The 21,501-nt window shown below is 61.4% G+C and carries 22 protein-coding genes; 8 read left to right on the top strand and 14 right to left on the bottom strand.

Annotated elements, in window-relative coordinates; all coding sequences use genetic code 11:
- Positions 1–61: 61 nt before the first annotated feature.
- The gene (locus tag RO009_05235; protein ID MDT3684430.1) at positions 62–220 is read right to left on the bottom strand and encodes a DUF3309 family protein; all 159 of its coding nucleotides are present in this window, start codon (positions 218–220) and stop codon (positions 62–64) included.
- Positions 221–547: 327 nt separating this feature from the next.
- Between RO009_05235 and RO009_05230 the strand changes: the two genes are divergently transcribed.
- Both RO009_05230 and RO009_05225 read left to right on the top strand, forming a co-directional pair.
- Positions 548–1,045 (top strand): DUF992 domain-containing protein, encoded by a 498-nt coding sequence (locus RO009_05230; protein ID MDT3684429.1) that lies wholly within the window; start codon positions 548–550, stop codon positions 1,043–1,045.
- 58 nt (positions 1,046–1,103) lie between these two features.
- The gene (locus RO009_05225) at positions 1,104–2,153 is read left to right on the top strand and encodes a glucose 1-dehydrogenase (protein MDT3684428.1); all 1,050 of its coding nucleotides are present in this window, start codon (positions 1,104–1,106) and stop codon (positions 2,151–2,153) included.
- 4 nt (positions 2,154–2,157) lie between these two features.
- Here RO009_05225 and RO009_05220 read toward each other — a convergent pair whose 3' ends face one another.
- Entirely contained in the window at positions 2,158–2,304 is a 147-nt protein-coding gene (locus RO009_05220) for a hypothetical protein (protein MDT3684427.1), read from the bottom strand.
- A gap of 158 nt (positions 2,305–2,462) precedes the next feature.
- Between RO009_05220 and RO009_05215 the strand changes: the two genes are divergently transcribed.
- On the top strand, positions 2,463–3,026 hold the full coding sequence (locus RO009_05215) for a LemA family protein (protein MDT3684426.1): 564 nt from the start codon (positions 2,463–2,465) through the stop codon (positions 3,024–3,026).
- Positions 3,027–3,061: 35 nt separating this feature from the next.
- Positions 3,062–4,210, top strand: coding sequence for a M48 family metallopeptidase (locus RO009_05210; GenBank protein ID MDT3684425.1), 1,149 nt, complete (start codon positions 3,062–3,064; stop codon positions 4,208–4,210).
- Between the two features lie 2 nt (positions 4,211–4,212).
- Here the strand turns inward: RO009_05210 and RO009_05205 are convergent, their stop codons facing one another.
- The 4 genes from RO009_05205 to RO009_05190 all read right to left on the bottom strand — a co-directional run bounded on the left by RO009_05205 (position 4,213) and on the right by RO009_05190 (position 6,536).
- On the bottom strand, positions 4,213–4,404 hold the full coding sequence (locus RO009_05205) for a hypothetical protein (protein ID MDT3684424.1): 192 nt from the start codon (positions 4,402–4,404) through the stop codon (positions 4,213–4,215).
- 18 nt (positions 4,405–4,422) lie between these two features.
- Positions 4,423–5,286 carry a S49 family peptidase gene (locus RO009_05200; GenBank protein MDT3684423.1) on the bottom strand — a complete coding sequence of 288 codons (864 nt, stop codon included), beginning with the start codon at positions 5,284–5,286 and terminating at the stop codon, positions 4,423–4,425.
- Positions 5,287–5,491: 205 nt separating this feature from the next.
- The gene (locus RO009_05195; GenBank protein ID MDT3684422.1) at positions 5,492–6,316 is read right to left on the bottom strand and encodes a methyltransferase; all 825 of its coding nucleotides are present in this window, start codon (positions 6,314–6,316) and stop codon (positions 5,492–5,494) included.
- The gene (locus RO009_05190; protein MDT3684421.1) at positions 6,306–6,536 is read right to left on the bottom strand and encodes a DUF2007 domain-containing protein; all 231 of its coding nucleotides are present in this window, start codon (positions 6,534–6,536) and stop codon (positions 6,306–6,308) included. The genes RO009_05195 and RO009_05190 overlap by 11 nt, the downstream gene beginning before the upstream one ends.
- A 177-nt stretch (positions 6,537–6,713) precedes the next feature.
- On the opposite strand from RO009_05190, the gene RO009_05185 reads away from it, so the two are divergent.
- Positions 6,714–7,724 (top strand): polyprenyl synthetase family protein, encoded by a 1,011-nt coding sequence (locus RO009_05185; GenBank protein ID MDT3684420.1) that lies wholly within the window; start codon positions 6,714–6,716, stop codon positions 7,722–7,724.
- A gap of 17 nt (positions 7,725–7,741) precedes the next feature.
- Here RO009_05185 and RO009_05180 read toward each other — a convergent pair whose 3' ends face one another.
- From RO009_05180 to RO009_05170, 3 genes are all read right to left on the bottom strand, one after another.
- On the bottom strand, positions 7,742–8,632 hold the full coding sequence (locus RO009_05180) for a 4-(cytidine 5'-diphospho)-2-C-methyl-D-erythritol kinase (protein ID MDT3684419.1): 891 nt from the start codon (positions 8,630–8,632) through the stop codon (positions 7,742–7,744).
- A gap of 42 nt (positions 8,633–8,674) precedes the next feature.
- Positions 8,675–10,444, bottom strand: coding sequence for a tetratricopeptide repeat protein (locus RO009_05175; protein MDT3684418.1), 1,770 nt, complete (start codon positions 10,442–10,444; stop codon positions 8,675–8,677).
- Positions 10,445–10,599: 155 nt separating this feature from the next.
- A complete protein-coding gene (locus tag RO009_05170) occupies positions 10,600–12,252 on the bottom strand; it encodes an electron transfer flavoprotein-ubiquinone oxidoreductase (GenBank protein ID MDT3684417.1) in 1,653 nt (550 codons plus the stop codon).
- Positions 12,253–12,357: 105 nt separating this feature from the next.
- Here RO009_05170 and RO009_05165 point away from each other — a divergent pair, with 105 nt between their 5' ends.
- Positions 12,358–13,170, top strand: coding sequence for a uracil-DNA glycosylase (locus RO009_05165; protein MDT3684416.1), 813 nt, complete (start codon positions 12,358–12,360; stop codon positions 13,168–13,170).
- 70 nt (positions 13,171–13,240) lie between these two features.
- Here RO009_05165 and RO009_05160 read toward each other — a convergent pair whose 3' ends face one another.
- Positions 13,241–14,638: an NCS2 family permease gene (locus RO009_05160; protein MDT3684415.1), complete on the bottom strand. Its 1,398-nt coding sequence runs from the start codon at positions 14,636–14,638 to the stop codon at positions 13,241–13,243.
- A gap of 203 nt (positions 14,639–14,841) precedes the next feature.
- On the opposite strand from RO009_05160, the gene RO009_05155 reads away from it, so the two are divergent.
- Both RO009_05155 and cydB read left to right on the top strand, forming a co-directional pair.
- Complete coding sequence (locus RO009_05155; GenBank protein MDT3684414.1) at positions 14,842–16,239, top strand: cytochrome ubiquinol oxidase subunit I; 1,398 nt, start codon at positions 14,842–14,844, stop codon at positions 16,237–16,239.
- Positions 16,240–16,243: 4 nt separating this feature from the next.
- Positions 16,244–17,245, top strand: a complete 1,002-nt coding sequence (gene cydB / locus RO009_05150; protein ID MDT3684413.1) for a cytochrome d ubiquinol oxidase subunit II — start codon at positions 16,244–16,246, stop codon at positions 17,243–17,245.
- Here cydB and RO009_05145 read toward each other — a convergent pair.
- The 4 genes from RO009_05145 to RO009_05130 all read right to left on the bottom strand — a co-directional run bounded on the left by RO009_05145 (position 17,239) and on the right by RO009_05130 (position 21,380).
- A complete protein-coding gene (locus tag RO009_05145; GenBank protein ID MDT3684412.1) occupies positions 17,239–18,786 on the bottom strand; it encodes a glycosyltransferase family 39 protein in 1,548 nt (515 codons plus the stop codon). The two genes, cydB and RO009_05145, sit on opposite strands and share 7 nt — an antisense overlap.
- A 48-nt stretch (positions 18,787–18,834) precedes the next feature.
- A complete protein-coding gene (locus tag RO009_05140) occupies positions 18,835–19,557 on the bottom strand; it encodes a ribonuclease HII (GenBank protein MDT3684411.1) in 723 nt (240 codons plus the stop codon).
- Between the two features lie 76 nt (positions 19,558–19,633).
- Positions 19,634–20,074 carry a VOC family protein gene (locus tag RO009_05135; GenBank protein ID MDT3684410.1) on the bottom strand — a complete coding sequence of 147 codons (441 nt, stop codon included), beginning with the start codon at positions 20,072–20,074 and terminating at the stop codon, positions 19,634–19,636.
- A 127-nt stretch (positions 20,075–20,201) separates the two neighbouring features.
- Entirely contained in the window at positions 20,202–21,380 is a 1,179-nt protein-coding gene (locus RO009_05130) for a PA0069 family radical SAM protein (GenBank protein ID MDT3684409.1), read from the bottom strand.
- Positions 21,381–21,501: the final 121 nt, after the last annotated feature.

Below are 21,501 nucleotides of genomic sequence, written 5' to 3'. Positions count from 1 at the left end.
AGCAAAATGAAACGGGCCGGCATGACCGGCCCGTTTCATTTTGTGTAAGCGCCTTCCAGTATCAGATGCGTCCCAGCAACAACAGGATCAGAACAATAACCAGTAAGACGCCGAGGATGCCGGACGGGCCATAGCCCCAACCGCTGCTATAGGGCCAGGAAGGAATGGCGCCAATCAGCAACAGGATCAATATGATGATAAGGATGGTGCCGAGAGACATAAGTAAGACTCCGCTTGAAAATTATCGAGAGCTCTGGCTTCCCAAAGCGGATACTGCATTGCTGCTGAACGCGTTTTTGGACGCCGAAACAGCAACGGTAAAATCTCATATTCGTTCCGTACCATTGAACACCGGCGCCCGGACACCGGCGTTTGCCAAGGTGGCAAGCCTGCGACCAAGTGTGTGGGCCGAAAATTCTGCGGAACAAAAGGAGCCGTACCAACGTTTGGCCACATTGGCGCGTGTTCTGACGGCTCGTGCGTCTGACAGGACGCGTCAATTGCTTTCGCCTTTTCGCTTTTTCCGACTGATCTCAGGAGGTTGCCCATGACTCGCTTTGCTCTGGCTGGTGTTGCTGCGCTTGCCGCTCTTGCCGCTTTTCCGCTCGGTGCGCAGGCGCAGAGCCGGGTCAAGGTCGGCATGCTCGACTGTCAGATGTCTGGCGGCGTTGGTATGATTGTCGCCTCGCAAAAAGAATTGCTGTGCCGCTTTACGCCGACCGCACGCGGCTGGCGCGGCGAGTTCTACGCGGGCTCGATCCGCCGCGTAGGCCTTGATCTTGGCGCCACTTCCGGCGGCAACCTGCTCTGGGCGGTTTATGCCCCGACCAGCGCCCCCCGCTATGCACTCGCCGGCGCCTATGGCGGCGCCAGCGCGGAAGCCACAGTTGGGGCTGGCGTCGGCGCCAATGCGCTGGTCGGCGGAAACAACCGCACCGTGACCCTGCAACCTGTGTCCGTGCAGGGACAGACCGGCGTCAGCGTGGCTGCAGGCGTCGCCGGGCTTGAACTGCATCCGGCGCAGCCGCCGCGCCGCCGACGTTGACGGATCAGAAGAACAGGTGAAACGGCCGCGGAGAGCGGCCGTTTTGCTATTCTGAACGATGCGCGCGATCACACTCATACCTGGCGTTCCGAATTCCGCCGGCCTCGAAAATGTGCCTGAACCCGATATCGCAGAAGGGGCGCTTCTGGTGCGTACGATCGCGCTCGGCGTCTGCGGCACCGACCATGAAATTTTGGCGGGCGTGCATGGCTCAGCGCCGCCCGGCCAACAGAGGCTTATCCTCGGCCATGAATCTCTGGGCGAGGTTATCGACGCCCCACCAGAAACCGGTTTCCGTCCCGGCGATCGCGTGGTCGGCATTGTGCGCCGTCCCGATCCTGTTCCGTGCACCGCCTGCGCCTCAGGCGAATGGGATATGTGCCATAATGGTCTTTACACCGAGCGTGGGATCAAGGAGCGGCACGGCTTCGGCTCTGACGTCTTTCGCTTGGAGCCCGATTTCGCGGTGAAGGTGGAGCCCGCCCTGGAGCTCAGGGCCGTGCTGATGGAGCCCGCCAGTATCGTCGCCAAGGCCTGGCAACATGCCGATCGCATTGGCCGCCGGACAAAGTCGTGGCGGCCTCGCAATCTGCTGGTCACTGGCGCGGGGCCGATTGGCCTCCTGGCGGCGTTGATGGGGGTGCAGCGTGGCCTCGATCTGCACGTTATCGATCGCAACAGGACCGGCCCGAAGCCCGAACTCGTGCGCGCCCTTGGCGGCAGAATACATGCGAGCGCCGCGGAGATCGCCGACCTCTCTTTCGATCTGGTCATGGAATGCACCGCCGCCGCGCCCTTGATCGTCGACGCCATGGCGCGCTGTGCCCCGGCCGGCATTGTCTGTCTGTTTGGCGTCTCAACGCCCGGAAAAAAAACAGAATTCGATATCGGCGGATTGAACCGGACGCTGGTTCTGAACAACCAAGTGGTATTCGGGACGGTCAATGCCAATCGCGGTCACTATGACATGGCTGCGGAAGCATTGTCGGGTGCGGAGCGCTCATGGCTGGATCGCCTTATCACCCGCCGCGTCCCGCTGACGCGATGGCATGAGGCTCTGCAGCCGCGGCGGGACGACATTAAAGTTGTGATTGATTTTAGAGAATGACGTTTCAGAAGCGCGCCAGCAATATGCCGAATGCGAGACAGATAAGCACGGTACTCACAAGCAATATAATCAGCACCGGGCGGTCGAGGAAACCCTGCCGCGCTTCCACCGCGTTCAATTCAGGTCTGCCGAGCCAGCGTCTCCAAATCATCGAGCAGTCTCCAGAAAATACCTAATAAAACGCTGCATTAACGAAGAGGTTCCAGTCGCCCGATATTGTCAAATCGTCGCGGAACCATGTTAATCTTGTGCCAGCTTTGCGACGGGTTGTGTTCTGAACGCTGTCTTTTTTGGAAACTGGAGATTTTCATGTCCACCTCGACCTGGATTGTCCTTGGCGTGATTGCGGCCATCGTGCTGTGGGCTGTCACGATCTATAACGGCCTTGTCGCTCTCCGGCAGCGTGTCAGTCAGGCCTTCGCCGACATCGACGTTCAGCTCAAACAACGTCATGATCTCATTCCCAACCTGGTCGAGACGGTCAAAGGCTACGCGGCACATGAGCGCGAAACGCTGGATGCCGTCGTGAAGGCGCGCAACTCGGCGATCGCGGCGCAGGGACCGGCCGCGCAGGCGGCGGCAGAAAACGTATTGACCGGTGCACTGCGTGGCTTGTTCGCATTGGCCGAGGCCTATCCGGACCTCAAGGCCAACACCAATTTCCAGCAATTGCAGACGGAATTGTCGGACATCGAAAACAAGATCGCCGCGGCGCGGCGTTTCTTCAACAACGCCGTCCAGGAATACAATACGGGAATCGAACAGTTTCCTGCGGCGCTCTTTGCCACTTCGTTCGGCTTCACGCGCAGGGAATTTTTCGACCTCGGCGAAACGCGCGCACAGGTCGAACAGACCCCGCAGGTCAAATTCTAGGGCTGTCGAGAGCCGCCGCGGGAGGCGCTTGAACTATGGCGGCTTACGGACTGTACACGCACATCCGGAAGAACCGCCGGCGCTCGCTCGCGCTGCTGATCGGATTGTTCTTCCTGGTCTATCTTTTGACCTTCGCTGGGGCGCTGCTCGGGCGCGCCTTCACGCAATCGGGCGCGCCGCTCGATTATCTGATCGGGCAGGCTTGGAACGATATGGTTGTGGCGATACCCCTCGCCACGATCGGCACGGCAACCTGGATTTTGTTCGCTTACAATTTCCATCAGTCATTGATCGACGCCCTGACCGGCGGCCATGAAGTGTCGCGGGTAGAGCAGCCGCGGCTGTACAATCTGCTGGAGAACCTCTGCATCTCGCGCGGCATTACGATGCCGAAGTTGAAGGTGATGGACAGCCCGGCGCTGAATGCCTTCGCCGCCGGGCTGAACGAGAAGCAATATTCCATCACCGTCACCAGCGGGCTGCTGAATCGGCTTGACGATGCGGAAACCGAAGCGGTGCTCGCGCATGAATTGACGCATATCCGCAATGGCGATGTGCGGATGATGGTGATCGCGGTTATCATCGCCGGCGTCATTTCCTTTGTCGCCGAATTGTTCTTTCGCGTCATGTTTCGCTCCGGTGCACGCTGGAGCGGCGGGGGCTCGCGCAGCTCTTCGTCGAACAGGAAGGGCGGCGCCGGCGCGGCTATTCTGATTGCCGTTGTGATTATCGCGGCGGCTTGGGCGCTCTCGATCGTGATCCGCTTCGCTCTGTCTCGTACGCGCGAATTTCTGGCCGATGCCGGTGCGGTCGAACTCACCAAGAATCCTGACGCCATGATCATGGCGTTACGAAAGATTGAAGGCCGGGGCGAACTGCCGGGTGTCACTTCGTCGGTGATGGAAATGTGCGTTGATAATCCGCGCGAAGGATTTGCGGATTTGTTTGCAACGCATCCCTCGATCGAGAGCCGCGTCGAGGCGCTCGTGCAGACGGCCGGCGGTCGCGATCCGGGTCCCCTGATCTTGTCCGAACCCGACGATGAGGAATTCGCCGATGAATCCAAAACGCCGATGGGCGAAGCGGCAGATCAGCCTGCGCCGCAGAAAAAACCAGGCCCTCCTCGCGGTCCGTGGAATCCGGCGGAAATTCTGACCCGTGGCCCTTGGGGGAGCCGCGGCTAACCTCAGGGATGATAGATGCCCGTGCGCGGATCGCGCTTGAGGGTGGGGTGCTGCGCGCGTTCCGCCTTGCTCGCGACCGTCGCCATGCGGGCCTGGTCAAGCTCGTCATTCACGCGCCGGTATTCACGCCGGATGAATTTCGCCAGCGCAATGGCGCCGACAACGCCGACAGTCCAGAGCAATATTGGTGGCATCCGGTCTCTCCTTGCCATTCAAAGTCCGTAGCGTGCCCAAAGCGCGCGTGCCTCGATGGCCGACAAGGTGCTCTCGGCCAGTTCCAGGTTCATCAGCGCCTGTTCCATCTGTCCTATTCCGACTCCGGGAACCCGGCGCCCGAACCAGCCGCGGTCGGCGATGAGCGGAGTGCGCACCTTCTCGCCGTAACGCCGGCGCAGAAAGCCACGCAGATCGTCCACCCCGTCCGCTAGGCCAAGTGCCACGGCCTGTTTTCCATCCCAATATTCCCCCGAGAACAAGGCCGATTCTTGGCCCTTCAGCCTGTCGCCACGCCGTTCCTTCACCAATGCGATAAAAGCCTCGTGAATATTCTCCTGGATCGCCTTCAGGCGGCGCACGTCGTCGGCATTTTCCGGCAGGAAGGGATCGAGCATGACCTTGCGTTTGCCCGCGGTATACACACGGCGTTCGACGCCGAGCTTCTTGATCGCCTTGTCGAGGCCGAAGGTCGCACCTACGACGCCGATGGAACCGAGGATAGAGGAAGCATCGCAGAGGATTTCATCGGCCGCGCAGGCGATCATGTAGCCGCCGGAGGCGCCGACATCCTCGATGAAGGCCAGCACGGGAATCTTCTTTTCGTCCGACAGTTGGCGGATGCGCCGGTAGATCAGATGCGACTGCACCGGCGAACCGCCCGGAGAATTGATAATCAACGCCACGGCTTTCGCCTTTTTGATGCCGAAGGCGCGTTCGAGGTTGCGCGCCGTCGCGGCGATCGTCAGGCCCGGCTTGAGCGGCGTCGAAAAGCCGATGGTGCCGGTCAGTCGCACCACGGGGACAATGGGAATGCCGCTGCGCCATTTCTCAGGAAGAAGCTTGTTGATCCATTCGTGCATGCCGCGTCGTCCTTGTGATCATGAATTCGTGATCGCCGGGAATTGTCTTAAGACGGTCGCAACTGCCGCTCAAGTTACGCAACATTAACCCTTATGAGGTCTTTCTCCGATGTTCAAAACGCCGCTCGGCCGGGGCTGTTGTCGCGTGATGAGTGAGGAAGACTTGCCATGAAGATCTATCTTCTCGTCGTTCTGCTCGGCGCCATCACCGCTCTTGCCCATTTGTCTTGGAACTCGGAGCGACGTCAGCAGCCGACGGAGTGATTTCCGCGCGTTCAAGCGGCAGGCCGCTGCGCAGAATCGCTTCTGCGTCAACGCTGGGCCTCCTGTCCTGATCGGCGAGCGTAAGCCCTGAAAGATTGCGCACGCCTTTCTCCGCTCCCTTGCGCGCATTGACCAGAATGCGGATCGGCGGTTGACCTGGCGCCGGATGCACGGGCACCACGGTGATCCCACCGAACGCGATGTCCAGTTCCCTCAGCACTTTTTGTTGACTGTCGGCGCGCCAGATCAGCGAAAGATTGCCCGATGATCGCAGCAGATGCGCCGCGCGTTGCAGCCATACGCGAGGTGTTTCTTCCGGCGCGACGTGGGCGATTCTGCGGGCCATGTCAGGCGACGCCTGCAGCGAGGGGTCGTTGAAGGGCGGATTCATCAGAACCTGATCGAACGAGCCTGCCCTTAGGCCCGCCTCCTCGAACACTGAATCAGGCGCGCCCACGTCCAGCCGCACGGCGCGCGCCTTTTCCGCAAAGCCGTTGCGCGCAATATTCTCGGAAGCAAGCGCGACCAGTGCGGGATCGATATCGATTAATGTGACGTGGATGTCGGGGATGCGCGCCAGCAAGGCGAGGCTGGCCGCGCCGACGCCCGAGCCCAGCTCTACGATACGGTCGCCGGGCTTCGCCGGGGTCGCCGCTGCCAGAAGAATGGCATCATGACCAAAGCGGTGACCGCGTTTGGGTTGAAAGAGCCGCAGCCGGCCGTTCAGGACGGCGTCGTCGGTGACCTCGGGCCGTTCAGCGGTCATCGGCGCGCAGCTCGTGTCCGAGCCCGGCATCGCGCAAGACCTCGCGCGCGGCTTTTTCGCGGTCGGCAGCGACCATGATCCGCCGCTGCAGAAAGCCAAGCGATCCTTCCAATACGCTCATATTCTGGTCCAGGACCATATGCGGGATGCCGGCGCCGGTGAGCAAGGCCTCGATGGCCGAGACCAGCACAGGGTCATTGGTGCGGACAATTTCGCGCACGAGCTTCTCAGGAATGCCGGGAGCGGGCGGCGGATAATCTCGTCCGGGCGCTTGCCTTTTTATCGCACATCGGGGGAATGTCGCCTCCGTAATACGCTGGCACTTGCGGCCAAGGGGCCACTTGCCGCATTACCATAGCGTTTCTATCCTCGCGTGTCCGTTTTGAGGGAGACTTCTTTGGCCGTCATCGTTCCCTTCGAAAGCCAGCCGCTGGCCAGCATCGACCGGCTGGTCGGGCTGGTCGCAGCGGACATGGAGCGGGTGAATTCCACCATTCTGTCGCGCACCGGGTCGGAAGTGACGATGATTCCGGAGGTGGCCAATCACCTGATCAATTCGGGCGGCAAGCGGCTCCGGCCCATGCTGACCTTGGCGATGGCTCAGATCGCCCGCTACCAGGGCGACGGCCATATCCGGCTCGCCGCTGCGGTCGAATTCATGCATACGGCAACGCTGCTGCATGACGATGTTGTCGACGAAAGCGACATGCGGCGCGGCAAGCTCGCGGCCCGCAAGGTGTGGGGCAACGAAGCGAGCGTTCTGGTCGGCGATTTCCTACTGGGCCAGGCCTTCAGGATGATGGTAGAGGTCGCGAATCTGCGGGCGCTGGAAATTCTCTCCTCTGCCGCCGTGGTGATCGCCGAGGGCGAGGTGATGCAGCTGGCCGCGGCAAAGAACACCGCCACCACCGAAGATGAGTATCTCGCCGTCATCCGTGGCAAAACCGCCGAATTGTTCGCTGCCGCCTGCGAAGTCGGACCTGTGCTGGCCGACCGGCCGAAGGCGGATCTCGCGGCCTGCCGTTCCTTCGGCATGAATCTCGGCATCGCCTTCCAGCTCATCGACGACGCGCTCGACTACGGAGGCAAGTCCGCCAAGCTTGGCAAGAATACCGGCGACGACTTCCGCGAGGGCAAGATCACCTTGCCGGTCGTGCTGTCATTCCGGCGCGGCAATGCGGAGGAGCGCGCCTTCTGGACCCGCGCGCTGGAGCAGGGCGAGGCGAGCGACAATGATCTCGAACACGCGCTCGCTTTGATGACCAGGCACCGCGCGCTGGAAGATACCGTCAAGCGCGCGCAGCATTACGGCGCGATGGCGCGTGACGCGCTTGCCTTGTATCCCACATCTCCGATGAAGACCGCGCTGGAAGAAGCCGTCGATTTCTGCATCGCGCGCGCGCATTAGAACGCCCGAAGCCTCTTTCAGCCGAGATTCGTCGGCGCGATCCACCAACCGGGATGTTTGGCCGTAAGCTCCCGCGCAGCGTCATCGACGCGCGCCATGTCGAACAATCCGAAACAGGTCGCGCCGGATCCCGACATCCGCGCGAGGCGGCATCCAGGCAAGGTGCGCAAGGCGTCAAGCACATCTGCGACGACCGGATGCAATGAGATTGCAGGTGCCTGCAAATCATTATCCGAGCGACGCAAGGCGTCGATCAACTCGCCCGCATCCGGCATTCCCGCTTCGGATGTCGCGCCTTCCGCCAGAGCGATGGCGGGGTCGTCCTGACGCCGCGGCGCCGCCATGCCGGCGCGCGCGGCAAAGACGGCCGCCGTCGGAACGGCGACCCGCGGATTGACCAGGATGGCCGGCAGTTTCGGCAGATGCAGCGGTGCAGACAGCAGGTCGCCGATGCCACGCATGATCCTGGGTTTCGGGTCGAGACATACAGGAACATCGGCGCCGGTCTGGCGCGCAGCGCTCATCATGCGGGGATCGCCCGACAGCTTTTTGTCCTGATTAGCTTGTCCCAGCAGGCGCAACGCCGCGGCGGCATCGGACGAGCCGCCGCCAAGTCCTGCCGCCACCGGCAGCGATTTGGTCAGCTTAAAATGCCCGACACGCACACCCGCCACCTGGGCCGCCAGTGCGCGTGCGGCTTTCAGCACCAGATTGTCTGCGACTATGCCGGCGTCGCGCGCCGTATCGCCGTCGACGGCGAGCGACAGTGTGTCGCCCGTTGTCAGCCGCAGATGATCGCCGATGTCGGCGAACACCACGAGGCTTTCCAGGTCGTGATAGCCGTCAGGACGGCGTTGCCGGATACGAAGGGTCAGATTGATCTTGGCAGGCGCGAAATCGGCGAGCATGTGGCGGTTTATCTCTCCCCCGACCAGGAGAGATAAACGAAATCATCCGCCGTTGCCGGTCTTTTTTGTCCGCTCGGCCGTGGTCGAGGTTTCCTCCGGCAGGCCGCTGCGGAGCTTTTCCTCGATCTTTTTCAGCTCTTCCGGCTCCGGCTTCAGATCGCGGGCATGCGACCACTGGAATTGCGCCTCCAGTTCGCGCCCGGTCCTCCAATAGACATCGCCGAGGTGGTCATTGATCGTCGGATCGTCCGGCTTCAGCTCGACCGCGCGTTCCAGATGCTTGCTGGCTTCCTCGTAATTGCCGATGCGGAAATAGGCCCAGCCCAGCGAGTCGACGATATAGCCGTCGTCGGGGCGCTGCTCGACCGCGCGGCGGATCATGCGCATGCCCTCATCTAGATTGAGGCCCTGATCGACCCAGGAATAGCCGAGATAGTTCAGAACATGCGCCTGGTCGGGAAAAAGCTCGAGCGCCTTCTTCAGGTCAGGCTCGGCTTTCGCCCATTGCTTGGCGCGCTCATAACAGATGCCGCGGAAATAGAAGATCAGCCAGTTCGGTTTTTCCGGATTGGTGATCAGGTCGATGCCCTTGCTGTAGACCTCCGCGCATTCGGTATAGTGCTTGCGGGCGCGCAGGATATTGCCCAGCGCCATGATCGCTTCGCTGTCCTTCGGATTGTCCGCGATCAACTTCTCCAGCTTGGCGCGCGCCTCGTCCGTCCGGTCAAGCGTATCCAGGTTCGTCGCCATCTGGATGTCGGAATTACGCTTCAGCGGCGAATCGGCCGGGATCTTCTCGTAGATCTTGATCGCCAGCGCCGGCTTCTTCATCGCCTCGTAGAGATCGGCGAGCGAAAGCAGGGCGAGCGTGTGCTGCGGCGCCAGATACAGCGACAATTGCAGATAGGCGAGGCCGAGATCCTCGCCGCCGCGACGTCCCAGCGCGGCACCGAGTCCATACAGGACTTCAGCGGCGCCGGCCTGCGCCGATTGCGCGAGCGGCGCCAGCTTGCGACCGCCGTCGATGTCTTTCATCGCCTGCACGACCAGCGGATGGTTTGGTAGCGCCTTGTTGAAGGTCTGGTAGACCTTCAGCGCATCTTCCTTTTTGCCTTCGCGCGATAGATAGCTGCCATAGGCCTCGACCACGCGCAGCGCGCTGCTGTCGGCCTTGTAGGCGCGTTCAAGCCGGCGGCCGGCCTCTTTGCGCTGACCCGCGGCATCCAGAATCATGCCGGAATGCAGATCCTTGAACAGGGCATACCAGTCGGCGCCAACCAGGCGGTCGACGGTTTCAACCGCCGCCTTCACATCGCCGGCACCATATTGGGCCCAGGCGATCAGAAGGGCGGCGGTCAGGTCGGTGACCGGACCGCGCACCGAGGCGGCCAGATTCTGCCGCGCCGACGACCATTGCTTGGTCTTGATCGAGCGGATACCGATTACAAGGCGCGCGACGCGATCATTCTTGTTGACCTGGATGACGCGCTCGCCGAGCTTGACGGCTTCGTCGATATCTCCGTCCGCCAGCACGGAAATGAAGGCGCGTTCTAGCAACTCGGTATTTTTGGGATCGGCGCGCAAGGCGGCGCGATAATAGGCGGCGGCCGCGGCGGCGTCGCGCTGGGCGCTGGCGTGCCGCGCCGCAAGATAGCTGCCGAAGGAACTGGACCGCGAGAAATCTTGCCGGACCGGCGACCGTGCCGGTTCCTGCCGCGCCAGGGATTGCGCTGCGAGGGCGCTGGGAAGGATCAGCACGCTGGCCGTCAGGCCGAGTGCAGCCGCATACCTGAACAAGGTCGAAACGGTCACAGGTCGATGATCTCCATGAGGCGGGGCATAGATTCGCATGTCCCGCGGGCCTCCGGTCGAGAATGGCCTTTTTGCGCTTGCGCCGCAACAAGCGCAAATCCGGCCCTCAACCCTTAGGGTTTTATGAGGCGGGATCGTGACCGACAGCCAAATTGTTACATGCTGGGATAATTCGGCCCGCCCGCGCCTTCCGGGGGCACCCAGGTGATGTTTCGGTTGGGGTCCTTGATATCGCAGGTTTTGCAGTGGACGCAGTTTTGCGCATTGATCACATAGCGCAAATCCGCGCCTTCACCGACCCATTCATAGACGCCGGCCGGACAATAGCGCGCCGAGGGACCGCCAAAGACGTCATGTTCCGACGCCTTCTGCAGAGCCATGTCGGTTACCACGAGATGCGGCGGCTGGTCTTCCTCATGATTCGTGTTTGAGAGGAACACCGACGACAGCCTGTCGAAGGTTAGCTTGCCGTCCGGCTTTGGATAAGTGATCCGCGTGCAATCTTTGGCCGGTTTCAGGCATTCCGGGTCGGCCTTGTTATGCGAGAGCGTGCCGAACAGTGAAAATCCTAAAGCGTTGGTCCACATGTCGAGACCGCCGAGCGCGATGCCAAGCACAGTGCCGAATTTTGACCAGAGCGGCTTGACGTTGCGGACCTTCCACAAATCCTTGCCGATAGGCGAACTGCGCCATGCATTCTCGTAGTTTGCGAGTTCATCGTTGCTGCGCCCGGCCGCCAGCGCCTCGGTCACATGCTCGGCAGCAAGCATCCCTGACGCCATCGCGTTGTGCGTTCCCTTGATGCGCGGCACATTGACGAATCCCGCCGCGCAGCCGATCAGCGCGCCGCCGGGAAATGTCAGCTTCGGCACCGACTGATAGCCGCCTTCGGTGATTGCGCGCGCGCCATAAGCGATGCGCTTCCCGCCTTCGAAGGTTTCGCGCACGGAAGGGTGTGTCTTATAGCGCTGGAATTCCTCGAAGGGCGACAGATAGGGATTCTCGTAATTCAGGTGTACGACGAACCCGACCGACACCAGATTGTCGCCGTAGTGATAGAGGAACGATCCGCCGCCGGTCCTGTTGCCAAGTGGCCAGCCGAATGAATGCTGCACCAGACCCGGTTTGTGCTTGGCGGGGTCGATCTGCCAGATTTCCTTCAGCCCGATGCCGAATTTCGGCGGCTGGCGATCTTTCGCGAGGTCGAAACGCTTGAGCAATTGCTTGGTCAGGCTGCCGCGCGCGCCTTCGGCGAAGAGCGTGTACTTGGCGCGGAGCTCCATGCCGCGCGTGAAATTCGCGTTCGGCTCGCCGCTCTTGCCGATGCCCATGTCGCCGGTGGCGATGCCTTGTACTTCGCCACCATCCCCGTAGAGGATTTCCGCGGCCGCAAAGCCGGGATAGATTTCGACGCCGAGTGCTTCAGCTTTGGCCGCCAGCCATTTGCAGGTGTCGCCCAGTGAACCGATGAAGCAGCCATGGTTGCTCATCAGCGGCGGCGCAAGAAAGAGCGGCACAGGGGCTGCGCCGACTTCGGTCAGCCAGCGGAAGCGGTCGTCGGTGACCTCGGTCTTCAGCGGCCGGTCATCCTCTTTGCGCCAGTCGGGCAGCAGCCGGTCGAGCGCAGACGGGTCAATCACCGCGCCGGAGAGAATATGGGCTCCGACCTCGGAGCCTTTTTCCACCACCACCACCGACAGATCGGACGAGATCTGCTTGAGGCGGATCGCAGCGGACAATCCGGCAGGCCCTGCGCCCACGATCACGACGTCGAATTCCATGGATTCACGGGCGGGCAGGTCAGTCATTCCAGGGGACTCCGTTCAGATTGATTCCAATTTTCCACTTTTACGCACAGGCCACAATCGCCCGCCAAGGGGATTGTGCCGGCGTAATATGCTAACTTGCCCGACATGACCCCCGATCACAGCAAAGTGGCCCGCGATCTGCTCGCCTTCTATGTGGAGGCGGGCGTGGACGCGACTCTGGCCGACACGCCGGCAAATTGCTTTGGCAAAGATCAGGCGCCGGCGCCGGTCGAACAGCGCGCGGTGAAGGCGGCTGCATCCGCCTCGCTGCCATCGCGCAGCCCGGCGCCGCCTGCGGCATCGGTTCCGCCGCCGCCCGAGGAAGCCATCATGGCGGCGCGGGCGGCAGCAAGATCGGCCGGGTCGCTGGAGGGCCTGCGCGCCATTCTTGAAACTTTCGAGGGCTGCGCGCTGCGCCAGACCGCCAAGCGCTTGGTCTTCGCTGACGGCAATCCGCAGGCGCGGGTGATGTTCGTCGGTGAAGCCCCTGGCTATGACGAAGACATCCAGGGCCTGCCCTTTGTCGGCCGGTCCGGCCAGTTGCTGGACAAGATGCTGGCGGCGATCGGGCTCGACCGCAGCAGCGCCTATATTACCAACATCATCCCTTGGCGCCCGCCGGGCAACCGCGATCCTTCATTGCACGAGACCTCGATCTGCCTGCCGTTTATCCAGCGCCATATCGAGCTCGTCGATCCGAATGTGCTGGTCTGTCTGGGCAAGCCGTCAACGGCGGCTCTGCTCGGCATTTCCGATGGCATCCGCAAGACCCGCGGCCGCTGGTTCACCTACAATACCGGCGCCCGCGAGATCCGCGCGATGGCGTGTTTTCATCCCGCTTATCTTTTGCGATCGCCGCTGGAGAAGCGGCTGGCTTGGCGGGATTTTCTGGCGATCGGGAAGGCGTTGACGAACTGAGCGTGTCAAAATCAGAAGACCGGCGCTGACCTGTTCAACGCCGGTCTTGGCAATACTGTCAGCGCAAGATTCACCCGCCCGGCACAAGGATCAGCTTCACCGCAAAGATGATCGCGAGTGACGCCACGGCGATCGACACGTCCTTGTAACGGCCGGCGATTAGCTTGATTACGGCATAAGTGATGAAGCCAAGCCCGATACCGGTGGCGATGGAGTAAGTGAGCGGCATGGTGATGGCCGCAATCACAGCAGGCGCTGCCTCTGTGATGTCGTCCCACTCCAGATTTGCCATGAGACTCGCCATGACGCACGCGACAAACAGGAGCGCTGCGGCCGAGGCATAGGCCGGGATCATTCCCGCGAGCGGCGAGAAGAACAGGGCGAACAGAAAAAGGATGCCGACGAACACCGCAGTTAGGCCGGTGCGGCCGCCCGCTTCAACGCCGGCGGCGCTCTCGATATAGCTTGTCGTAGTCGAGGTGCCGATCGAGGCGCCGAACATCGCCGCGAAGCTGTCCGAGATCAGCGCCTGTTTCATGCGTGGCACATTGCCGTCCTTGTCAACGAATCCCGCCTTCTCGGTCACCGCAATGAGCGTGCCGGCATTGTCGAACACGTCGATCATCAGGATACTGAATACGACAACAATGAAGGACAGTTCGAAAGTCCTTGAGAAGTCCCACTTGAACAGCGTTGGCAGGATCGACGGCGGCATCGACACGATGCCGGTGAATTTCGACAGCCCAAGCGGGATACCGATGATGCCGACAATCAGGATGCCGATCAGTGTCGCGCCGTGAATTTTACGGGCATGCAGCGCCACGATCAGAATGAAGCCGAGCAGACAGAGAAGTGGAGCCCCAACACGCAGAGTGAAGCCTGACAAGGTCAGGACCGGACTTCCCACATTGAGATTGCCGAGCGTTACCAGCGTCGCGGGATGATCAATGATGATGCCGGCATTTTCGAGCGCGATGATGCCAAGAAATAGTCCAACACCCGCACCGATCGCGTATTTCAGGTTTCTCGGGATCTGGTTGATGATGTATTCGCGCAAGCCTGTCACCGACAGGATGAAGAACAGCACGCCCGACAGGAACACGGCCGCGAGCGCCTGCTGCCAGGAATATTTGTAGGTCAGGACGACTGTGAAGGCGAAGAAGGCGTTCAGCCCCATGCCCGGCGCCAGCGCGATGGGGTAGTTCGCGTAGAGGCCCATCACGATGCTGCACACCGCGGCGGCGATGCATGTGGCGACGAAGACCGCTCCCTGGTCCATTCCCGCCTTCGCAAGAATGCTCGGGTTGACAAAGATGATGTAGGCCATCGTCAAAAAGGTGGTCAGGCCGGCCACAGCTTCCGTACGGATATCGGTATTGTTTTGCTTCAGGCCGAAATAGTTATCCAGTATTGCCCCAAAACCCTCCGGGCCTTCGCCCGTCCTGGAAGTCCGCGCATTCTTGGCCATAATCTCCCCCTGCCACTGTGGCAGTCAGAATAGCCAACCCGCTCAATAGGATCGCCGTCGTAGCGAAGTTGTCCACTGGATCAATGGAGCAGCCTGCAGCGACGCGGAACAGGCAGACGCCGCCGGTGTTATGGGCATAGTGCCTGCAGGATTATTATATTTGTGAATCGTTCTCTGGAGGGTTCAACCTCGGGAGTGACCAAATGGATTTTGATCCAGTCCTTCTTGCCCGCATCCAGTTCGCGTTTACAGTCACTTTTCACATCATTTTTCCAAGTTTTACGATCGGACTGTCCGCCTATATCGCGACGCTGGGCCTGCTATGGCTGCGGCGGGAGGAGGACCGCTACCAGCGCCTGATGCGGTTCTGGACCAAGATTTTCGCGGTATCGTTTGCGATGGGCGTGGTCTCCGGAATCGTGCTCAGCTATCAGTTCGGGACCAACTGGAGCCGCTTCTCGGTAGTAGCGGGCAACGTCGTCGGCCCGCTGATTGGCTACGAGGTGCTGACCGCCTTCTTCCTCGAAGCGACCTTCCTCGGCGTCCTGCTGTTCGGGTTCAACCGTGTGCCGCCCTGGCTATACGTATTGTCTGCGGCAATCGTGGCGGTGGGGACCGCAACATCGGCTTTCTGGATTCTCTCCGCCAATAGCTGGATGCAGACTCCGGTCGGGCATGAAATGCGTAACGGCATCGCATATCCGCTGGACTGGATCACCATCGTCTTCAATCCGAGCTTTCCGTATCGCTTCGCGCACATGCTCAATGCCGCCTATCTGACCACCGGCTTTGTGGTGCTGGCAGTCGGCGCACGTTACCTGCTGGCGGGAAAATTTATGCCCGAAGCGCGCACGATGGTGAAGATGGCGATCGGCCTCCTGGTTATCCTCGCGCCCTTGCAGCTCTTCATCGGCGATCAGCACGGTCTGAACACGCTCAAGCATCAGCCGATCAAGATCGCGGCAATGGAAGGCCATTGGGACGGCTCAAAGCCCGGCGATTTCCACATCTTCGCCTGGCCGGACGAGGAGAACGAGCGCAATCTGTTCGAGATATCAATTCCACGCGGGTCCTCGCTGATCCTGACACATGACCCGAACGGATTGTTTCCCGGTTTAACCAGCGTTCCCGCGAGCGAGCGTCCGCCCGTGAAGAATATCTTCTTCGCCTTCCGCATCATGCTTTACATCGGTTTCTTCATGATTGCGGTCTCGCTCTTCGGCGCCTTTCTGTGGTGGCGCGAGACATTGTTCGAGACGCGCTGGTTCCTGCAGATTTTGTCGATGAGCTGGTGGACCGGCTTTGTTGCGGTCATTGCCGGCTGGGTCGTGACCGAAAGCGGGCGCCAGCCCTGGCTCGTCTACGGCATCCAGCGCACCGCCGATGCCACTTCGCCGGTGCCCGGAGCCAGCATTCTTGGCACGCTGGCTCTGTTCGTGTTCGCCTACGGCATCGTGTTCTGGATGGGCATTTATTACATCAACCGGCTGATCGCGAAGGGGCCGGAAGGCCGCGCGGTCGAGGTTTCTGAAGGCTTACCGAGCCGTCCGCTTACGGCCGCCGAAGGCGCCGCAAGCCAGGCCATTTCGAGAGGGCGGTGATGTCATGGAATGGTATTTGCCAGTCATATGGGCGGCGCTGATCGGTATCTCGGTTGCTATGTATGTCATTCTTGACGGATTCGATCTTGGCATCGGCATCCTGTTCCCGTTCGCTCGCAACGAGGCGCAGCGCGACCAGATGATGCGCTCCGTCGCGCCCTTCTGGGATGGAAACGAGACATGGCTGGTGCTTGGTGGCGGCGGTCTGCTCGTCGCGTTTCCGCTGGCATATTCGATCATCATGCCGGCACTTTATTTGCCGGTCATCATCATGCTGCTGGCGCTGGTTTTCCGCGGCGTCGCCTTCGAATTCCGTCTGGTCTCCCACAGCAAGACTTGGTGGAACTATGCATTCACCATCGGTTCGATCCTGGCAGCCTTTTCGCAGGGCGTCATTCTTGGCGGATTGATTCAGGGCATTCGGGTCGAGAATGGGCAATATGCCGGCGGTCCGCTGGAATGGCTGACACCCTTTGCACTCCTCTGCGGCGTTGCGCTGGTTGCCGGTTACGCCCTGCTCGGGGCGACCTGGCTCATCATGAAGGCGGAAGGCGATGTCGCCGAGCGGTCGCGCGGACAGGCGAAGTTTCTTGTTATTGTAGTCTTGGCCTTCATGGCTGTCGTCAGCCTGTATACCCCGCTGGCTTTCGATCGCATTGCGCAACGGTGGTTCAGCTTGCCTAATTTCTATTTCTTGTGGCCTGTACCGACAGTCACCGCTTTGGTAGCGGCGGGCCTTTGGATCGCCATCAATCAGCGGCGCGAAGTGCTGCCGTTCGTAGCAGTGATTGGGTTGTTCCTGCTCGGTTATCTGGGGCTGGTGATTTCCAGTTATCCATATCTCGTGCCGCCCTCGCTGACCGTTTGGGATACAGCGGCCGCTCCTGCAAGCCAGATTTTTATGCTGATCGGCACAATCTTCCTGCTGCCGATTATTCTAGGCTACATCATTTTCATCTACTGGCTGTTCCGCGGCAAGGTCCGCGAAGGTGAAGCCTATCACTGAGCCACTGAGGGAATTTGCGCCTGCGGCAGCGTCTGCGCCTTCGGGCGGATCATCGCCCAGCCGAGCCGTAATTGCGGCAGGCGTCCCTCGATGCGCCGTTCGAACACGCGCGGCACTTCCGGGACAAGACCAGGAAAGCGCGCGCGGATATCGTTTGGCGGCGTTCCTGCGCTGTCGGTTGCGCGCCATATCACGATCGCGCCTTTGTCGAACAATTGGTCTTGCGTCATCAATCGCAGGTGGCCTGCGTCGCCGGCGTCGAACACAAAGGGTCGGCTTGGCGAGCCCACCGCAATCAGGGCCGCGAGCGCAGGATCGCCGGTGACGAATGCGAGCTTCTGGCCGGTGCGACGCTCAAAATTTTCGGTGAAGAAACGTCCCATCTCCTTCGACGGCATTGCGACGCGCGGGTCGGCGACCGCCGCCCAGGGCAGCAGCATTGCCGTCATCACGGCGATCGCAGGCGGGGCCAAGAGAAACGCGAACCAGGTGAAGACGGTCGTGCGCTGCCGGAAGATCGCGACAATGTCTCCGGCCGCAAGCACAATCGCGAGTCCGGAAAGAAGCACGACCGGACCGAAACTGACGGGACCGCTATGGCCCGCGATCACCGCCACGATGACTAGAAGCAGCGGGGGGACAAGCGCGAAGTAATAGATGAAGGGCGAGGCGAGTTCCGCCGGCGGTGTTCTGATGATGAGCGCCGCTTCGGAGCGCGACTTGCGAAAGGCGCTGGCTGCGACGATGGCAATGACGGAGAGGCCGGCATGGCCGATCAACAGGAGCGCAAGCATGCGCATCAAGGCATAAACGTTTTTCTCGAACAGTTCGGCGCTGCGCAGGTTCGGCAGAGCCGGCAAGATCAGGTTGCCACCGGCTTTCAGCCAGATAGCGTGCGGGATCAGCATGAAGAGCACAACAAGCGCCGCGCACGTCGCGCCGGTCGTCGCGAGTTTCGACCGGCTATGCGGATTCAACAACCCGAACAGCACGAGAAGTCCGATGAGAAACGTCGCGAGGTAGGTCGTGAGCAGCAGCAGGACCAGGTCGACAGCGAGTGCCAGCCAATAGAGCTCTCGGCCTTCGGCCACGGCACGCCAGAAATGCAGAAGCGCAAGCGCCCAGAGCGGCATTGCGAGGATTGCAGGTGAAAATTCCGGTGTCGGCACCGTGATGAAATAGATGCCGGTCATTAGCAGCGTGCCAAGTGCGGCATGCCTTTCGCCGAGCGTGGCTCTCCCGAGCGTGAAGACGGCCCATAGTGCAACGACGATGCAGATTTGCGAGAGGACATAGACGCCGAAAAACCCGGCCAGGCGCAAAGCTATTTCGGCGAGCCAGTAGGCAAGCGGCGGAACAATCGGCAGCAGGCGCTCAAAATGGCGCGCCGTCGATAACAGCTCGGCAAGCTCGCCAGGCGGCGTCGCATAGAACAGCGAGGGGACCAGAATCCACAACGTGGCCTGTGTCAGCACCGCCAGCCAGAACACGAGTCTGGGTTTGGTCCGCAGGATTTCGATAGGCAGGGAGACGAAATGCATCGCTGCGGCTGCTCGCGGGGTCGGCCGGAAGAGATAGCCGGGCGAGGGCTAGAGAGGCAACAAGCTTTCCGGATCGGTCAGCCCGGACATGTCCACGGTATCGCCGGACAGTCTCGCATGCGCCAGCGCGACCGGAGCAAAGGAGCGCCGGTGATGGATGGTTGGGCCGAGTTTGTCTAGCGCGGCGAAATGTTCCGGCACCGAATAACCCATATGCCGCTCGAAACCGTAGCCTGGATGCTCGGCGCCGACGCGCATCATCAGCCTGTCGCGCGTGACCTTGGCGACGATCGAGGCGGCGGCGATCGAGAGCACCAACGCGTCGCCGGAAATCACCGCCTGGCATTCGCAGGGAACGTCGATGCGGTCGCGGCCGTCGACAAAAACGAGTTGCGGCTTCACTGGCAGCGCCGCCACAGCCCGCGCCAGCGCCCAGAGCGACGCCTGCAGAATATTCTGGCGATCGATGCGTTCGGTGGAACCGAAGGCGACGGCGACTTCTGCGGTGGCGCAGATTTTCGCGTAAAGCTTCTCGCGCTCCGCATGCGTGAGCTTCTTGGAATCATTGAGCCCGCGCGGAATGCGCTGCGGATCGAGGATGACTGCGGCGGCGACAACCGGACCGGCCAGCGGCCCGCGCCCGGCCTCGTCGCAGCCCGCGATTGGCCATATGCCGCGCTTCATTGCCGCGCGTTCCCGCCGGAAGCTGGGCCGGAGAATGTCCTCTTTCAGCGGCAGGCGGGGTGCAGAACCGGCAGGCTTGCGAGTCATGCCGCGATGGTGCGCAGTCGGCCTCGCAAGTCAACGCAGGAAATCGCCGGTGTGAAAGGCGGGGAAAAACTCACGCTCATTCGGGCAGAACCAGCCGGCCGTCTTCAGTCAATGAAAATCCCGGGACATGCACGATTTCCCAGGCATGGCCGTCAAGATCAGCGAAATAGCCGCCATAGCCGCCGTAGTCTGTCGTCTGCGCCGGCTTCAACAAGGTTCCGCCCGCCTTCAACGCATTTGCCAGGCCTTGATCCACCTCGGCCCGGCTGGCCCGATTCCAGGCCAGCGTCATCCCGCGAAACGCTACAGGCGCCGGCTCGGCGGCCAGCTTTGCGTCTGCTGCGAGGTCCTTCCAGCGAAACAGCGCCAGCACGACGCCGCCCGCATCGAAGAATGCAATCTCGTCGCCGGTCGCCCGCATCTTGCGGATAAATCCGAGCGCTTCGTAGAAGCGGACGCTAGCCGCGAAATCGTGCACGCCGAGAGTGATGGCGGTGAGGCGGGGATAGGCTGTCATGTGTATCCTTTCTCCGGCACCCGAGGGCGACCCCGGCGGAAGCCGGCGGAGCCTTGAAGGGCGATGGCTCAAGAATGCATTAATGCGATTGGCTCCGCGGCTTCGCCGTGCGCCTCAGGATAGCGGATCAGAACAAGCTCAACTGCTCGGTTCCCTTCGCCAGCTTCTGAAAATGTTCGGTGGTGAGTTTGCGGCGTTCGGTGTTGAGACCAAGCTTGGCGCAATGCGCCTCGAACCTGCGCCCGATCATCCAGGCATAGGGTCCGCCGCCGGTCATGCGCTGCCCCCAGCTGGAATCGTAATCCTTGCCGCCGCGCATGTCGCGAACGAGCTTCATCACATGGCTATAGCGGTCGGGGTAATTCGCTATTAGCCATTCCTTGAACAGGTCGCGCACTTCCAGCGGCAGCCGCAGGATCACATAGCCCGCGCCTTCGACGCCCGCCATCGCCGCCGCATCAAGAATGCGCTCGATGTCGGCATCGTTGATCGCCGGAATGATCGGCGCCACCATCGCCGTGCTCGGAATGCCGGCGTCGGCCAATTGCCGCAAGGCTTCGAGCCGCTTGCCGGGCGTCGATGCCCGCGGCTCCATGGTGCGTGCGAGCTTCGGATCGAGCGTCGTCACCGACAATGCGACCTTGACCAGATTGCGCTTCGCCATGCGCGAGAGGATGTCGATGTCGCGCGTCACCAGCGCCGATTTGGTGACGATGCCGACCGGATGTCCTGCGCGCTCCAGCACTTCCAGGATGCGGCGCATAATCTCGTGTTTCTTCTCGATCGGCTGGTACGGGTCGGTATTGGTGCCGATGGCGATGGTGCGCGGCGTGTAGGAGGCCGCCGCCAGTTCGCGTTCCAGCAAGGTTGGCGCGTCCGGCTTCATGAACAATTTTGATTCGAAGTCGAGTCCAGCCGACAATCCGAGATAGGCGTGGGTCGGCCGCGCGAAGCAATAGACGCAACCATGCTCGCAGCCGCGATAGGGATTGATCGAACGGTCGAAGGAGATGTCCGGCGACTCGTTGCGGGTGATGATCTTGCGCGTCGCATCGACCTGCACTTCGGTCTTGAACGGCGGCAATTCCTCAAGGCTCTGCCAGCCGTCGTCGAAGGCGATGCGCGCGAGCGGCTCGTAGCGGCCGGAGGCGTTGGACAGCGTGCCGCGCCCGCGCCGGCGCTCCCGCTCCACCGCGCTGTCCATGAGGCCCGTCGTGTCGGGACCGCTTCGGTCAAAGCCGCCCGCCGGCCTGGAGGGCAATCCCACCGGCGGGCGGCTTCGGGCTGCAGAGGATGATCTGGCCATAGCCCAATTTAGGCGCGCTTTGTGAACAAAACAAGAACATACTCAGCGGAGGCTGGATGGCCGAATATGGTGGGCTGTCGAGAGAAGGACCCCATGATATGGGGCACCCCACCAGAGAACA

Origin of the sequence: Pseudorhodoplanes sp. (assembly GCA_032027085.1) — a bacterium.
Taxonomy (GTDB): Bacteria; Pseudomonadota; Alphaproteobacteria; order Rhizobiales; family Xanthobacteraceae; genus Pseudorhodoplanes.
This window is presented reverse-complemented; position numbering and strand designations above follow the sequence as displayed.